The sequence below is a fragment of the Stutzerimonas stutzeri genome, from assembly GCF_024448715.1.
GTDB lineage: Bacteria > Pseudomonadota > Gammaproteobacteria > Pseudomonadales > Pseudomonadaceae > Stutzerimonas > Stutzerimonas stutzeri_AR.
On record NZ_JAMOHZ010000001.1, the window covers coordinates 173,129 to 187,809 of the forward strand.

The 14,681-nt window shown below is 58.5% G+C and carries 12 protein-coding genes; 6 read left to right on the forward strand and 6 right to left on the reverse strand.

Annotated features, from left to right (window positions below):
• Window positions 1-35: 35 nt before the first annotated feature.
• Complete coding sequence (locus tag NAV33_RS00785; RefSeq protein ID WP_255975920.1) at window positions 36-947, forward strand: aldose 1-epimerase; 912 nt, start codon at window positions 36-38, stop codon at window positions 945-947.
• 121 nt (window positions 948-1,068) lie between these two features.
• Here NAV33_RS00785 and NAV33_RS00790 read toward each other — a convergent pair whose 3' ends face one another.
• From NAV33_RS00790 to NAV33_RS00800, 3 genes are all read right to left on the reverse strand, one after another.
• Entirely contained in the window at window positions 1,069-2,334 is a 1,266-nt protein-coding gene (locus tag NAV33_RS00790; RefSeq protein ID WP_255975922.1) for an OprD family porin, read from the reverse strand.
• A gap of 310 nt (window positions 2,335-2,644) precedes the next feature.
• On the reverse strand, window positions 2,645-4,909 hold the full coding sequence (locus NAV33_RS00795) for an ATP-dependent DNA helicase (protein WP_255975924.1): 2,265 nt from the start codon (window positions 4,907-4,909) through the stop codon (window positions 2,645-2,647).
• Complete coding sequence (locus NAV33_RS00800; protein ID WP_255975926.1) at window positions 4,906-6,549, reverse strand: VRR-NUC domain-containing protein; 1,644 nt, start codon at window positions 6,547-6,549, stop codon at window positions 4,906-4,908. The genes NAV33_RS00795 and NAV33_RS00800 overlap by 4 nt, the downstream gene beginning before the upstream one ends.
• A 393-nt stretch (window positions 6,550-6,942) precedes the next feature.
• Here NAV33_RS00800 and galU point away from each other — a divergent pair, with 393 nt between their 5' ends.
• On the forward strand, window positions 6,943-7,782 hold the full coding sequence (gene galU, locus NAV33_RS00805; protein WP_255975928.1) for a UTP--glucose-1-phosphate uridylyltransferase GalU: 840 nt from the start codon (window positions 6,943-6,945) through the stop codon (window positions 7,780-7,782).
• 47 nt (window positions 7,783-7,829) lie between these two features.
• Here the strand turns inward: galU and NAV33_RS00810 are convergent, their stop codons facing one another.
• Window positions 7,830-8,252 (reverse strand): VOC family protein, encoded by a 423-nt coding sequence (locus tag NAV33_RS00810; RefSeq protein ID WP_255975930.1) that lies wholly within the window; start codon window positions 8,250-8,252, stop codon window positions 7,830-7,832.
• Between the two features lie 71 nt (window positions 8,253-8,323).
• On the opposite strand from NAV33_RS00810, the gene gorA reads away from it, so the two are divergent.
• Entirely contained in the window at window positions 8,324-9,682 is a 1,359-nt protein-coding gene (gene gorA, locus NAV33_RS00815; RefSeq protein WP_255975932.1) for a glutathione-disulfide reductase, read from the forward strand.
• A gap of 171 nt (window positions 9,683-9,853) precedes the next feature.
• On the opposite strand, the gene NAV33_RS00820 is transcribed toward gorA, so the two are convergent.
• Complete coding sequence (locus NAV33_RS00820; protein ID WP_255975935.1) at window positions 9,854-10,351, reverse strand: copper chaperone PCu(A)C; 498 nt, start codon at window positions 10,349-10,351, stop codon at window positions 9,854-9,856.
• Window positions 10,352-10,485: 134 nt separating this feature from the next.
• Between NAV33_RS00820 and NAV33_RS00825 the strand changes: the two genes are divergently transcribed.
• From NAV33_RS00825 to NAV33_RS00835, 3 genes are read left to right on the forward strand one after another with little or no spacing between them, the layout of a single operon-like run.
• Window positions 10,486-10,854 carry a YidH family protein gene (locus NAV33_RS00825; protein WP_255975937.1) on the forward strand — a complete coding sequence of 123 codons (369 nt, stop codon included), beginning with the start codon at window positions 10,486-10,488 and terminating at the stop codon, window positions 10,852-10,854.
• 2 nt (window positions 10,855-10,856) lie between these two features.
• A complete protein-coding gene (locus tag NAV33_RS00830; protein WP_255975939.1) occupies window positions 10,857-11,231 on the forward strand; it encodes a DUF202 domain-containing protein in 375 nt (124 codons plus the stop codon).
• A gap of 25 nt (window positions 11,232-11,256) precedes the next feature.
• On the forward strand, window positions 11,257-12,303 hold the full coding sequence (locus tag NAV33_RS00835) for a threonine aldolase family protein (RefSeq protein WP_255975941.1): 1,047 nt from the start codon (window positions 11,257-11,259) through the stop codon (window positions 12,301-12,303).
• A gap of 35 nt (window positions 12,304-12,338) precedes the next feature.
• Here the strand turns inward: NAV33_RS00835 and NAV33_RS00840 are convergent, their stop codons facing one another.
• Window positions 12,339-14,513: a NosR/NirI family protein gene (locus NAV33_RS00840; protein ID WP_255975943.1), complete on the reverse strand. Its 2,175-nt coding sequence runs from the start codon at window positions 14,511-14,513 to the stop codon at window positions 12,339-12,341.
• Between the last annotated feature and the right edge of the window lie 168 nt (window positions 14,514-14,681).

Below are 14,681 nucleotides of genomic sequence, written 5' to 3' on the forward strand. Positions count from 1 at the left end.
TGTATTCGCAAGTCCAACTTGCCTGAGGATTCCGCATGCAACACCAGCCGTCAGATCTGTCTGAAACGCATCTGCAAAAAGGCCCGCTTCGGCTGTCAATCTGCCCGGCACTCGGCGGTGCGATTACTCGACTGACGTTTGACGGTATCGATCTGCTGCGCCCATGGGACGGCTCCGACAGCGTGCGTCGTACCGGCTGCTTCGTTCTGGCGCCGTTCTCCAATCGAGTTGGCAACGGCGGCTTCGAGTTTGAAGGCGAGCGCTATTCGTTGCGCAACCTGTCGCCTGATCACGCTCTGCCGATTCATGGTGTCGCCTGGAAGCGCAGTTGGATGTTGACTGCACAGAGTGAGACTGAACTGACGCTGCGGCTGACTCATCAGCCGGAAGGCGAGGGCAGGTCTGACTGGCCGTTCGCCTTCGAACTCGAACACGAACTGCGCTTGAACGAGCAGGGCGTCGAGTTGAGCCTGAATCTGCGCAACACCGACACGCGATCGATGCCCGCAGGGCTCGGTTGGCACCCCTATTTCGCCCGTCACGACGACTGCGTGCTGCAATTCGCCGCGCAATCGGTGTGGCTCAACGATGAACGAAATCTACCCGCTGAGTTGGTGAGCGTTCCGGCTCAGTGGGATTTTCGGCAGCCAGAACGCCTGGCAGAGCCCGGCCTGGACAATTGCTTCGTCGGCTGGGACGGGCGGGCATGGATTCACTGGCCAGAGAAGGGAATCGCGCTGACTATGACCAGTGCGCTCCAGCATTTAGTGGTATTTACGCCGCCAGCGGAGATGGGTTTTTTCGCAGTGGAACCGGTCTCTCACGCCAACAACGCGCTCGGCATGCACGACCCGATGACGAACGGAATACGCATCTTGGCGCCCGGCGAGGCCATGACGGCCAATTGCCGAATTAGCATCGAACGTACGACTCGTCCCGGACCGTAGGAGACGAAACGTTTCTGGCGCGTCAAAAACACATCCGCCCGGGCAAAAAAAAGCCCGTCATAAGGACGGGCGAAAGTTTCCGCAACAGGAGCGAGGAGTGTTGCGTCCAGCGTGGTGACGCTTACAGAATCGAGATCGGGTAGTTGAAGATCAGGCGGTTCTCGTCGAACTCGCTGGCACTGAAGTCGCGACGAATGCTGGAATTGCGCCATTTGACGTTCAGGTTTTTCAGCACACCGCTCTGTACGGTATAAGCCAGCTCGGACTCGCGACCCCATTCCTTGCCGTCGTCTACACCACCGGCTTCGATGTTGTCGCCGCTGATATAGCGGTTCATCAGGGTAAGCCCAGGGATGCCAACACCAGCGAAGTTGTAGTCATGACGCAGTTGCCAGGAGCGTTCGTTGGCATTGTCGTAGCTGGAGTTGAAGCTATCGTTCGCCAAGGTGCCGCCACTGGTGCCGTTGACGCGCATCCAGCCATTGTCCCCGCTTACTTTCTGCAGGCCGACATAGAAAGTGTTGGCACCGAACTGCAGCCCGAACAGGCCCGAGTAGGTCTTGTTGTCCAGGTCGCCAGCCAGGGCGCTGCCTTCTTCCTTACCGGTGAAGTAGCCAAGGTTCGCGGTCAGCGCCAAGTCGTCGCCCAGAGGCTGGGTATGCAGAATCTGGAAGTAGTTCTGCTGGTAAATGTCTTCCAGGCGCGCATGCCAAACGCCAACCTTGGTCTTGTCGGTAAAGGAATATTCACCACCAGCGAAGTTGAAACGGTCCGAACTGGCGCCGCCGTAGATCATGTCTTCCATGCTCCCGTCGTCACGGGGGCTGTTCTGGCGCATCTGGCCACCGTACAGGGCCAGGTTGCTGATTTCCTTGGAGGTGATCATCCCGCCCTGGAAAGTCTGCGGTAGCGAACGGCCGTCGTCCGAACGGAGGATCGGCAACACCACCATCCATTCACCAACACGCAATTCGGTTTCGGAGAACTTTGCTTTGGCTGCAACCGCTACACGGCCATAGTCATCAGCCGGATAACGGTCGTCACCAGAGCCACGGACTGGAAGCAGTCCGGTTCCATAGGTACCGCCACCACCGTCGAGCTTGACGGCCAGACCGGCAAGCACGTCGACACCAAAGCCAACCGGGCCAGGGGTGTAGCCGGACTGGATATTGAGAATGAAACTCTGCGTCCATTCCTCGCCTTTGTTCTGGCCATCGTTATAGGCCGGATCGACGAAGTTACGGTTGATGTAGAAGTTACGCGCACCAAGCGAGACCTTCGTACCTTCAACGAACCCGTCCGCGGCGTGAGCAACGGCCGGGACGCCAAGCGCCAGCGACAGGGTGCCTGCGAATACGGCGGCAGATAGGGGATTGCGTGGGGTCATTGTTGTTGTGCTCCCTTTTTTAAGTAGTCCGCTACGTGCTGCCATGAGGCTAAAAACGAAGCGGGGTGTAGCGCGGTAGCCAACAGGCGGCGCGTGTCGAGGCGACCGATATCTGTTATCAGTCGTCATACGACATCAGGGATTATGGCTACGGGTAGAGCCTTGTCAATGCAATTTGTAAAGAAATGTCAGGAGTCAGACTTTCGTCTAACTCGCAGATTGCAGCTCGATGAAACGGAATCGAGATGTTTCCGCTATTTGGCTAACGTCGGCCAAGGGAAACGGGGAGGTGTGATGACTGCAAGCCGGGTTAAACCGCATCGCTCCACCAATCAGGCAAGAGACGTCTGACTTGTGGACGCGCGAAGCGGTCGTCAATCAGATGAACCACGCCGTGATCGTCCGTGGTGCGGATTACCCGTCCGGCAGCCTGTACGACTTTCTGCAAGCCTGGGTAGAGATAGGTGTAGTCGTAGCCAGTGCCAAATAGCTCATCCATCCGCGCTTTCATTTGCTCGTTGACAGGATTGACCTGCGGCAGGCCCAAGGTGGCGATGAAGGCGCCGATCAGCCGGTCACCGGGCAAGTCAATGCCCTCGGAAAAAGCGCCGCCCAGCACAGCAAAACCGATGCCATGACCCTCGCAAGTGAAGCGCGCAAGAAAAGCACTGCGAGCCGTTTCATGCATGCCTCGCGTCTGCTCCCAGAAGGGCAACTCGGGATGCTGAGCCGCCAGCAGAGCGGTCACTTGCTGCAGATAATCGAAGCTGCTGAAGAATGCCAAGTAGTTGCCGCGACGCTGGTGATACTGCTGTGCAAGCAGGTCGACGATCGCCTGCAGCGAGGCCGCACGATCCTGATAGCGCGTGGAGATGTGCCGCGCCAGGCGGACCTGCAACTGCTCTGCACGGAACGGCGATTCCACATCGACCCAGACGTGGTTTGGCGGTACGCCCAAGGTGTCGGAATAGAACCGCTGCGGGTTGAGCGTGGCGGAGAACAGCACACAAGATCTCGCCTCGAGGAAGCGGGGCGCAAGAAACGGCGCAGGCAAAACATTGCGCAGGCAGAGCACCGAGCTGCGCCCGTTTTGTCGATTCCGTGACGGCAGCAGCGTGCAATCGAACAGCGAATGCGCGCCGAACAGTTCAGCCAGGCGGCAGAGGTGCATCGCATCGAAATACGCCGACTGCAATCCGGGATCGAGACCTGACGGGTTTTCACCGAGGTAATCGGTGATCGCGCTGATGGCTTGCTGCAAAGCGCTGATGAGTTTGTGTGGTAGCTCCGGCTGAACCTGATAGTTATCTTCCTGCAGCCGATGCACATCGCTCCAGCAGCGCAGAATACGTTCGAGCGGCTTCTTCAGAGCTGCTGGAGCTATCGTCCGTAAAGCTCTGAAATTCCTGATATCTAGTTCCGCGGTATACATGCTTCGGCCACGTTCGAGCAGATTGTGCGCCTCATCTACCAGCACACTGACACGCCACTGATTGACCAGCGTGAGGCTGTAGAGCAGGGCGCTAAGATCGAAGTAATAGTTGTAGTCGCCGACCACCACATCGGCCCAGCGAGCGAGTTCCTGGCTGAGGTAATAAGGGCAGACCTGGTGCGCCAACGCCACTTCGCGCAGCGTCGCCTGGTCGAGAAACTGGCAGGTGACGGCTTCTGCACGGGCGGCCGGGAGCCGGTCGTAGAAGCCGCGGGCGAGTGGACAGGACTCGCCATGACAGGCTTTGTCCGGATGCTCACACGCCTTATCGCGAGCGATCAGTTCCAGCACCCGTACCGATGGCGTCTGGGTGTCGTTCTTCAGGCTGGTCAGCGCATCCAGTGCCAGCTGGCGGCCGGACGTCTTCGCGGCGAGAAAGAACAGTTTGTCCAGCTGCTGGCCTGGAAACGCTTTCAGCTGGGGAAACAGCGTGGCGAGCGTTTTGCCGATGCCGGTTGGCGCCTGCGCCATGAGGTGCGTGCCGGTACAGGCGGCCTTGTATACCGCCTCTGCGAGTTGCCGTTGACCGCTGCGAAACTCGCCGTAAGGAAACTTCAGATTGATGAGCGCCTCGTCGCGCTCAGCCCGGTGCGCCAGTTCCTGTTCAGACCAGGCGATGAAGCGCTGACACTGGATTTCGAAGAAGGCTCGCAACTCTGCGGCGCTAAGGGTTTCGACCAGCAGGGTTTCCTTTTGGCTGACAACATCGAAGTACACCAAGGCAACATTCAGCGATGCCAATCCGCGCGATTCACAGAGCAGCCAGCCGTAGACCTTGGCCTGGGCCCAATGCAAGTGACGATGGTTTACCGGTTGCCGTGAGAGGTCGCCACGATGGGTCTTTATCTCTTCCAGACGATTCTGCGCCGGGTCGTAACCATCGGCGCGGCCGCGGACCAGCAGATCGAGGTACTGTCCTTCCAGCGACACCTCGCGCTCATAGCCTTCGGCTCGGCGAGCGGTAACTGTGGAATGCCCGGCGATACCTTCAAGCGCGGTGGGTGCAGGGGTGAAGCGCAGGTCCAGATCGCCTTCTTTGGCGGTGAACTCGCACAGGGCGCGCACCGCGACCCGATACTTCAAGGCGCATCCTCAGCCCACTGCACATAGCAGACGGCGATGGGCATGTCATGACGCAGCGCGAAGTCGATCCAGCGCTTCTGGTTGTCTTGCAAGCGATCACCGGGGCCTTTTACCTCGATCATCCGGTAGCGCTGCTCGCCGGGCCAGAATTGAATCAAGTCCGGCAAACCGCTGCGATGGTTGGGCACGTCCCGCAGGATTCGCTGGAAACAAGCCTGTAGATGCGCGGCGGATAAACAGTCGAGCGCCTGCTCAAGCAATTGGCCGTCGAACAGCCCCCAGCTGACGAATTGCGACTGAACACCGAATTTTTCCTGAAACCTCCGGCGAATGCAGTCGCGGTATTCGCCCGTTCCCAACTTGGCCAGGCATGCATCGAACAACCCGGCACGCCGGCTGTAGAAATCCGGGCGGGCGAGATCCGCCGGTGCCGCATGGAATGGATGGAAGAAGGCCCCCGAAAGCGGCGCGAAAATCGCCTCCCAGCACAGCAGGCCAAGAAGCGAATTGATCAAAGCATTTTCAACGTAGTAAACCGGCGCTTCGCTACGAGACAGATGTTCCCGCACCGCCTGCTCGACACTCATGCCAACCTGGCGGGGCAAAACCAGATCGATGCGCTCCGCTTCGACCACGGCGCTACGGCGTGTAGCGGGCGCGCCGAGGACACGCCGCAGGCGTGGGAGGATGCGCTGTAGCTGCTGAGCTTCATGTTCGCTTTCAGGCGCGGTTTGCGCCTCACTCGCCAGATGCAAAGCGGCCTCAGGCTGGCCGCACCGTTCGAGCACTCTGATGGCACGTTCTCGCGCGCCGGGATAGCGATTGACCGCGTGCAGGCGTAACGCCTGCGGCAGATTACCGATACGCTCGTATTGACGACCAATGTTCAGCAGTAGCTTGCCGCGTCGGTTCTCCAACCATTCGTTGGCGTAGGGCGCGCACGGTATATCGGCTAGCACCTCGTCCAGCATTTCACCCGCCTCGAAACGCTCGCGGCAACGATGCATATATAGATAGGCATCCACGTCGTCGCGGCTGTGAAACGCGCGGGAAGCGGGGGAGAAGCTCACTTGCTCGTAACGAAAGATGCCCAGATCGGCGAGCACGAATTCGGTCCAGTCCTGATGGATATTGCCGAAGAACATCAGCCGCAGCCGATCGCAAAAGTCGCTGATGTTCAGGCTGAAGGCCGCTTCGCCGAGCGCTTCGCACCAAGTGGCGAAAGGTTTGGGCTGTGCATGCTCGGTCATCAAGGCCTGTAGCAGGTCGCTTTTGCGCTGGCTACTGGAGGCCATAGGTCCGAGCACTTTGATCAGCTCGTCCTTCTTAAGCAGACCGAACAGCTGGGCCAAATCCAGCGTCGGGTTGGCGTCGATCCAACCTTGCTCGACGAGCGCCGCCGCGGCAGCTAGCGGGCAGCCGATCTCGGCATAACGCAACTTACTGGCCCGAAACAAAGATCCCTTGCGCATCACCATACGAACCAGCAACGCTTGGGATGTCTGCGGCACATCCTTAAAGCTCTGCAAAAATGATCGCTCACGGTCATCCAGCAGATCGCCATGGCGTTCACCAACCCAGGCGAGCACCTGCCGAAAGTTTTCAAGGTAATAGAGGGGATTTTCCAAAGCCTGGCGCATCGAACGTCCGGTTCGGTAGTACGCGAGCGTAGTCGCCCGTAAGACTGTTTATTTATACAGTTGCAGGCTGATTTGGCAATGATGGGACGATCAATGGCATAACGCGCCGCATTAGCTACGAACGACAGCAGCTCAACGAACCGACACTTATTTTGCTCGCCTACTTGGCAAGTAATCCCGCTCAGATCAGGCTATGCACACCGCGGAAGTCAATGACCATCGGTCAGAATCAGCCGACGGAGAAGGCCTGGATTCGCTGCGACAGCATGCGAACCCATCGTCGTTTCGGTGGTCGTAGCCTCTAGTCAGCCGCTGTCGGCGGGACATGCAGGGTATGGCTGTTGACCGATCAGGCGCAGTGCATCAACTGGAACATTCTTTTCAAGGACTCACATGATCAAGAAATGCCTTTTTCCTGCGGCCGGATATGGCACGCGCTTTCTCCCTGCAACCAAGGCCATGCCCAAGGAGATGTTGCCGGTAGTAAACAAACCCCTGATTCAGTACGGGGTTGAAGAGGCACTGGCCGCCGGGCTGAGCCAGATCTCGATCGTTACCGGTCGCGGCAAGCGTTCCCTCGAAGATCACTTCGATATCAGCTACGAACTCGAGCACCAAATCCGCAATACCGATAAGGAAAAATATCTGGTCGGTATCCGCAAGCTGATCGACGAGTGCAGTTTCTCTTATACCCGCCAGGTGGAAATGAAGGGCTTGGGCCACGCGATTCTCAGCGGGCGCCCGCTCATTGGCGACGAACCCTTCGCTGTAGTCCTGGCCGATGACCTTTGCATAAACCTCGACGGTGACCCGGTGTTGGCGCAGATGGTCAAGCTGTACAACCAGTTCCGCTGCTCGATCGTAGCGATTCAGGAAGTGCCGCCGGAAGAAACCAGCAAATACGGTGTGATCGCTGGCGAAATGATCCGTGACGACATCTTCCGGGTCAGCCACATGGTGGAAAAACCCAAGCCGGAAGATGCACCTTCTAACCTGGCGATCATTGGCCGCTACATCCTCACTCCGGATATCTTCGACCTTATCGAGCAGACCGAACCGGGCAAGGGTGGTGAGATCCAGATTACCGACGCCTTGATGCGTCAGGCGCAGGATGGCTGCGTGCTGGCTTACAAGTTCAAGGGGCAACGTTTCGATTGCGGTAGTGCCGAGGGCTATATCGCGGCGACCAATTTCTGCTATGAGAACTTCTATCTGACCGGCAAGGCATTCTGATTCACGCCGCGTCGATCACAAAGCCACCTCAGGGTGGCTTTGTTCGTTTAGGGAGCCGGCATTTCTTCGGCGCCCGGTCCCAGCGGCTGGCCATAGCTGAACTCGACGTAATTGCCTGCCGGATCCCGTACGCCGCAGTAATAGCCGACCGGGTAGGACTCGTCGCGCGGCTCCCATATCAGGCACCCAGCCTGGCGAGCACGCACCGCGATCGCATCGACTTCACCACGACTCGCAAGTGCAAAACCAAAATGGCTGTAATCGTCGTCAGCCAGGGCCCGATCCTGACCGCCCGGCATGATGACGAAGATGAATTCTCGCTCCTTGCCGGGTTCGGCCATCCAGACGATGCGCGAGCCTTTTCCGGCACGCTCGTGAAACACATGCATGCCGCAAAACTGCTCATAGAACGCGATGCAGGCGTCCAGGTCGGGCACATGCAAGGCGAGATGGGTCAGGGTAGGGCGCATGCGGCACTCCTTCGGTGAACAGGCGAAAAGCCTGGGTTATGCTGTGTGTTCTACAAGGGAGACAACAGTACATGGCTTACGACTTCGATCTATTCGTCATCGGCGCGGGTTCCGGTGGCGTCCGTGCCGCCCGTTTCGCCGCAAGCTATGGCGCCCGCGTGGCGGTAGCCGAAAGCCGTTACCTGGGCGGCACCTGCGTGAATGTCGGCTGCGTGCCGAAGAAGCTGCTGGTCTACGGCGCCCACTATGCCGAAGACATTGGCCAGGCCCAAGGCTATGGCTGGACCATCGATGGCGCGACGTTCGATTGGAAGACCCTGATCGCCAACAAAGACCGTGAAATTCAGCGCCTTAACGGCATTTATAAGAATCTTTTGATCGATAGCGGCGTCACCCTGTTGCAAGCGCATGCGCGCCTGGTTGATGCCCATACCGTCGAAGTCGAAGGCAAGCATTACACTGCTGAGCACATTCTAATCGCCACCGGTGGATGGCCTTTCGTTCCAGAAATCCCTGGTCGCGAACACGCCATCACATCCAACGAAGCCTTCTATCTCGATAAGCTGCCGCGCCGCGTGCTGGTGGTCGGTGGCGGCTACATTGCTGTCGAATTCGCCTCGATCTTCCACGGCTGCGGCGCCGATACCAAGCTGTTGTATCGCGGCGAGTTGTTCATGCGCGGCTTCGATGGTTCGCTACGTGATCACCTTAAAGACGAGATGATCAAGAAGGGCGTCGACTTGCAGTTCAATGCCGATATTGCCCGCATCGACAAGCAGGCAGACGGTACCTTGCTGGCAACGCTGAAAGATGGCCGTACGCTGGAGGCCGACTGCATCCTCTACGCCACCGGTCGGCGCCCGATGCTAGACGGCTTGGGGCTCGACAACCTTGATGTCGCACTGGATGAACGCGGGTTCATTGCTGTCGATGACCAGTTCCACACCTCGGTACCGTCAATTCTGGCCATTGGTGACGTTATCGGACGCGTGCAGTTGACTCCGGTTGCGCTTGCAGAAGGTATGGCCGTTGCGCGTCAGCTGTTCAAGCCGGAGGAGTATCGCCCGGTCGATTACAACACTATCGCCACGGCTGTGTTCAGCCTGCCAAACATGGCTACGGTTGGGCTGACCGAAGAAGAGGCGCGCAAGCAGGGACACAAGGTGATGCTATTCGAGAGTCGCTTCCGGCCGATGAAGCTGACCATGACCGACAGCCTCGAGCGCAGCCTGATGAAGCTGGTGGTCGATGCCGAAACCGATAAGGTGCTGGGCTGCCATATGGCAGGGCCGGATGCCGGCGAGATCATGCAAGGCATGGCCGTAGCGTTGAAGGCCGGCGCCACCAAGCGAATCTTCGACGATACAGTCGGCATTCATCCGACTGCCGCGGAAGAGTTCGTCACCATGCGAACGCCAACGGGAATCTGATCCGCATGCGCGGGAGTATTGGTTCGGCTGTCGTCTTATCAGGAAGAAGGTAGCTATGGAGGAGGGGGCCGGTTACTCGAACCGGCGCCCCGAATGTTTTGCGAATCGGTAGCTTTCTGAAGCAGGACGGCAAGCTGATCGAAATCAGCCGAAGTCTAAACTCGCCAATCCTCAATGATGCTTGTGGGCGTGTCCGTTCGATTCCGGCGCCTGCTCCTGAATAGAGACATCGACGGTCACCTCACCGGCGTTCTCAAAAATCAGTGTCACAGGGAAATGCTCCCCAGCCACCAGCGGCTCGCTGAGTTCGAAGAGCATCACGTGGCTACCGCCAGGCTTGAACTCCACATGACCGCCGGCCGGAACTTCGACCGAGTCGATCTGCTGCATGCGCATGATCTCGCCTTCGTGTACGTGGGTGTGCAGCTCGGCTTTTTTTGCGCGTGATGTCTGTACGCCGACCAAGCGATCCTGCTTGTCGCTGGGGTTGTTCAGCGTGAAATACACCGCGCCGGTAGGGGCGCTCGGCGGCATGGCGCGAGACCAAACCTGCGTAACAGCTGGCGCCGTCGGGCCAGCCGTCTGGTGGTGCGCATGGGTGTGGTCGTCTGCAACGGCAATGAGCGTGGCAGTTCCGAGGGCGAGGGCGGTTACCAGGCGAAGCAACATAGAGGTCTCCAAGAAAATACCAGTGCCAGGACATTACCACGTGAGCTGATTGCATTGGCGCAATGGAACCTGCAAGGCGGCGGCGTTTCTGTTTGAATGCTTGGAAACAATCCGATCGGAGATGCATTAGCACAATGGAACGCAGTCGTTGGAGTCACCGGTTGTTATCTGGCGGAAAGGAACCTGACCCGCGGTTCACCTTAGCCAACGAACGAACCTTTCTCGCCTGGATCCGCACGTCACTCGCATTACTGGCCGGCGGTGTCGCAGTGGAGGCCTTTGCTGGCGACATCTTTGTCCTAGAAGTCCGCAAGGTTCTTTCGATTTCGCTGTTGCTGCTGGCCATGTTTATTAGCTCTACGGCCTGCGTTCGCTGGCTGACGATCGAACGTGCCATGCGTCACAGCGGCCCGCTGCCGTTTCCGCTGCTGATCCCGATCCTATCGATCGGCGGCACCCTGGTGACCTTGGTACTAATCAGTTTCGTTGCGCTGCGCGGCTAACCATGCACATTTCCTTTCGTCGTCGACTGGCCCCCAAGACACCGTCGCCGCCGCTGCATGAAGATCCTGGCTTACAACCAGAACGCACCTCGCTGGCCTGGGGGCGAACGCTGCTCACGATGATCACTGTAAGCGCGCTTTTTCTACGTTGGATGCCGTACCACGGCTTTTTCGTAGGTGCGCTCGTGGCGGTTTCATTGATCACCGCGCTGGGCATCTGGACGACTCAACAGCGGCGTTATGCACGCAGCGCCAGCGGAGTTAAAAGTGGAAGAATCCATGCCGATGCGCTCTCAGTTCTATGGCTGGGCGCCTCGGTGTCCGTGCTCGGCGCGCTGGGGCTCTACACTGTGATTTTTCTGCCGATCAGTAGCTGAAGCAGCAACCTATAAAGAGGTTTAGATGAGCACCGCCAATCAGCAATTTGCCAGCGACAACTACTCGGGTATTTGTCCAGAGGCCTGGGAGGCCATGGCCAGTGCGAATCAGGGACACGACCGCGCCTATGGCGACGACCAGTGGACCGCGCGTGCGGCCGATCACTTCCGCCAGTTGTTCGAAACCGATTGTGAAGTGTTCTTCGCATTCAACGGTACCGCAGCCAACTCCCTGGCGTTGTCGTCCCTTTGTCAGAGCTATCACAGCGTTATTTGCGGTGACATTGCGCATATCGAGACTGACGAATGCGGCGCGCCGGAGTTCTTTTCCAACGGCTCCAAGCTTCTGGTTGCACGCACCGAGCAGGGTAAGTTGACCCCGACGGCGATCCACGAGATCGCTCTGAAGCGCAAGGACATCCATTACCCCAAGCCGCGCGTCGTCAGCATCACCCAGGCCACCGAAATCGGCACCGTCTACCAGCCTGACGAGCTTCGAGCGATCAGCGATACCTGTAAAGAGCTGGGATTGCATCTACACATGGACGGCGCACGTTTCGCCAATGCCTGTGCGTTTCTCGGCCTGTCTCCAGCGGAGCTGAGCTGGAAGGCCGGTGTGGACGTGCTTTGTTTCGGCGGAACCAAGAATGGCATGGCCGTGGGCGAAGCGATCCTGTTCTTCAACCGGGAGCTGGCCGAAGACTTCGAATACCGTTGCAAACAAGCCGGCCAGTTGGCATCCAAGATGCGCTTTCTATCCGCGCCATGGGTCGGGCTGCTGGAAAACAACGCCTGGATGAAATACGCACAGCACGCCAACAATTGCGCACAGCTGCTCGCCAAATTGATCAGCGACGTTCCGGATGTGGAGCTGATGTTTCCGGTGCAGGCGAACGGCGTCTTCGTGAGCATTCCGCCGTTGGCGCTGGAAGCGCTCAGAAGTCGGGGTTGGATGTTCTACACATTTATCGGTGTCGGTGGTGCGCGCTTCATGTGCTCATGGGATACCAGTGAAGAGCGTGTTCGCCAATTGGCTGATGACATACGCAGCGTCGTGATGCAGAACAAATAGGAGCTGAGCAGACGCCGTGCTTGTCGCTGAAAAGGTCAGCCTTGTTGGTGCTGAACGTGTATTCCTGTTCCCCCTACAAGGCCTGCTGAGGACGCTGGAGTGGGCTCCATGGCGTCGGTGGCGATCAGCTCGCTGCCAGGATGCCGCCCGGCCTTCTCCGCCTTTTTTCGCGCACTGATGGTCGCGACGCACTGGTCATCGTTATTAAGAATGACGATGCACTCCAGGCACTGGATGCACTCGTCATAGTCGATGCCCCCGTCGCGCTTGATCGCCCCGATCTCGCAATGATTCTTGCAATGCTGGCAGGGCTGGCCACAGGCGTCGATGCGCTTGAGCCATGAAAACAGATGAAATCTGCCGAGCATTGCTAGCCCGGCGCCCAGCGGGCAGACGTATCGGCAGTAGAACTTATGCACGAACAGGCCGAGCCCGAGCAGGATCACCGCGTAAAGCACGAACGGCCAGGACCGCACGAAGAACAGCGTGATGCTGGTCTTGAACGGCTCCACCTCAGCGAGCCGCTCGGCCAGCGTCAGCGAGTAGAAGGCCACCGGCACCAGCCCAATGAGGATCAAGTACTTCAGCCATTGCAGGCGCAGATGAAGGCGATCGGACACTTTCCACTGTCGGATGCGTAGACGCTTGGCCACCCAACCGAGCATTTCCTGTAGCGCGCCGAACGGACAGAGCCAGCCGCAGAACACACCGCGGCCCCAGATGAACAGGCTGACAAAAGTGAAGCTCCAGAGGACGAAGATCACCGGATCCATTAGAAACACACGGATATCGAAATCCTTCCCCAGCGCCAGGAACATGGTGAAGATATTTACCACCGACAGCTGACCCTGGGCGTAAAGGCCAACGAACGCCAGAGTGAACAAGAGAAAGCCGGCCCGAAATAGGTGAAAGCCACGGCTATGACTGCTGATGCGGTGTTGCCAGATGAATACGCAGGTCAGCACAAGCAGCGACAGGCCAAGCAGGCCGGTCTGCCACCAGCGCTCCTGCCACATGCGTAGCCAGATGGGCGTCGGCTCGGCCGCGATCTGCGCTTTTTCGATATCGAAAAGGTCGCGGTCAAGCTGGAAATCCCGCATGAAATGCGTGTTGCTTTCCACAAGAGGGTTGCGCCGCAGGTTCACGTTCAAACGTAACCCGGCAGGCTCTGCGGGGTTGAAGGCGTTATGCGCCTTGATGCGGAAGACGTTCGCCTCGAAACCATCGAGCGGGATGTCGAGCATCTCCATCACCGCGCCATTGTTGAAATTCATGTCGTGCAGTTCGATGGCGTGGTCGTTCTGCATCAGTACCAGGCGACTCGGTGCTGTGGCGGGCACGAAGTCGCCCGGCACATGGTGGTACATGCCGGAAGAGAGCACCAGCACGGCCTGTTCGTTGGGCTTCAATTCTTCGTTGAGCTTGGCGAAACCGGCCTCGCCGAGCAGGTTGCGGCCGATGCTCGGTGCATTCAGGTAAGCGAAATAGAGGTCGCTGAACGGCGCGTCGCTTCCAGCCTTGATCTCCAGATAACGATCGAGTGGCCCAAGGGCCTGTTCTACCTCGTCGCGACTGATGGTCCAGTGCTGGAGATATCCGCTTTCGAGTAGCTGCGTCCAGTCGAGCGGCTCATAGAGGTCGGTTTTTGCAGTGGCCAAGGAACCACTGGCGAAGCCTTCGAGCAGCTTGCGCGCGACGCCCAAGGCTGACAGCAGGACGGTTTCGTTGAGAATCACCACTGACACGGTTGCCTTGCTCACTCCGTCGATGCGGGTCACCGAATCGCTTGCGCCCGCCGCACTCTGCCCGCCTACCACGATTGGTTTGCCGATCGACGTGTTCCGGTATTGCTCGACGAAATCGAACAGCGACTGCTCGCCAAGTCCATGCAAGAAGACCGGTTCATGGTGTTCCAACACCGTGACGCCGACGAGCACGCCCTCGGTGTCCATACCGATCAACAGCCGTATCGGCTTGCCGGAGAACCCCTGCAAGTTGGAGTAGTCAGTGGACTCGAAGGCGTAGCCAAGCAATTCGTCGAGTTGATAGACGCTGTGCACCGGCGGGTTGTCCTGCTTCGGCTCGATGCGAGTGGCCTTGGGAAACAGCTGCTGGATCTGCGTATCCAGCGCTTGGGCGAAAAGCGTCGGGCTGGCGAGCACGCATACCACCAGTAGCAAGCGCGATAGGAGGCCGGCGCTGCGTTTCATAGATGCCTCTAGGCGTATTGTTATACACCCATGCTATCCAGCGCTCGCCCCGCCGCCATGCGACTTGATGATTGAAATGGCAGCACTTCAGTCTAATAACCTCGTCTGCCAGCCGCGCTGGGCACGGCCGTCATGCGGACCAGGTATGACGTGATGCTTATTACATCC

Excerpts from the sequence above, each read along its gene's own strand:
- NAV33_RS00785 (WP_255975920.1), top strand. The coding sequence starts at position 36 with ATGCAACACCAGCCGTCAGATCTGTCTGAAACGCATCTGCAAAAAGGC.
- NAV33_RS00790 (WP_255975922.1), bottom strand. The coding sequence starts at position 2,334 with ATGACCCCACGCAATCCCCTATCTGCCGCCGTATTCGCAGGCACCCTG.
- NAV33_RS00800 (WP_255975926.1), bottom strand. The coding sequence starts at position 6,549 with ATGCGCCAGGCTTTGGAAAATCCCCTCTATTACCTTGAAAACTTTCGG.
- galU (WP_255975928.1), top strand. The coding sequence starts at position 6,943 with ATGATCAAGAAATGCCTTTTTCCTGCGGCCGGATATGGCACGCGCTTT.
- NAV33_RS00810 (WP_255975930.1), bottom strand. The coding sequence starts at position 8,252 with ATGCGCCCTACCCTGACCCATCTCGCCTTGCATGTGCCCGACCTGGAC.
- gorA (WP_255975932.1), top strand. The coding sequence starts at position 8,324 with ATGGCTTACGACTTCGATCTATTCGTCATCGGCGCGGGTTCCGGTGGC.
- NAV33_RS00820 (WP_255975935.1), bottom strand. The coding sequence starts at position 10,351 with ATGTTGCTTCGCCTGGTAACCGCCCTCGCCCTCGGAACTGCCACGCTC.
- NAV33_RS00825 (WP_255975937.1), top strand. The coding sequence starts at position 10,486 with ATGGAACGCAGTCGTTGGAGTCACCGGTTGTTATCTGGCGGAAAGGAA.
- NAV33_RS00830 (WP_255975939.1), top strand. The coding sequence starts at position 10,857 with ATGCACATTTCCTTTCGTCGTCGACTGGCCCCCAAGACACCGTCGCCG.
- NAV33_RS00835 (WP_255975941.1), top strand. The coding sequence starts at position 11,257 with ATGAGCACCGCCAATCAGCAATTTGCCAGCGACAACTACTCGGGTATT.
- NAV33_RS00840 (WP_255975943.1), bottom strand. The coding sequence starts at position 14,513 with ATGAAACGCAGCGCCGGCCTCCTATCGCGCTTGCTACTGGTGGTATGC.